Origin of the sequence: Shewanella hafniensis, from assembly GCF_019655335.1 — a bacterium.
Classification (GTDB): Bacteria; Pseudomonadota; Gammaproteobacteria; order Enterobacterales; family Shewanellaceae; genus Shewanella; species Shewanella hafniensis.
The window spans coordinates 1-407 of record NZ_BPFD01000270.1; the positions used below are offsets into that span (position 1 = coordinate 1).

A 407-nucleotide genomic window follows, 5' to 3' on the forward strand; every position below is an offset into this window, starting at 1 on the left:
ATCAGTTCAACGGCCATCACAGCTGCCACTCAAGATGCGGCGTACAGCTACACCTTTGCGGCGAGTGATACCGATGTGGGTGACACATTAACTTTAAGCGCGGTGACCAAACCAAGTTGGTTGAGCTTCAATACGACTTCAGGCGTGTTAAGTGGCACGCCAGGCAATGCCGATGTGGGCGCGCACCCTGTGTTACTGCGAGCGACGGACACGGATGGCTTAACCGCTGACCAGTCCTTTAGCATCACGGTGACCAACGTCAACGATGCGCCGACCATCAGTTCAACGGCCATCACAGCTGCCACTCAAGATGCGGCGTACAGCTACACCTTTGCGGCGAGTGATACCGATGTGGGTGACACATTAACTTTAAGCGCGGTGACCAAACCAAGTTGGTTGAGCTTCAA

At 54.3% G+C, this 407-nt stretch carries 1 protein-coding gene; it reads left to right on the top strand.

Annotated features, from left to right (window positions below; genetic code table 11):
- Positions 1-407, top strand: a 407-nt coding sequence (locus tag K5Q99_RS22215; RefSeq protein ID WP_220778171.1) for a putative Ig domain-containing protein, incomplete at both ends; no start/stop codon positions are given.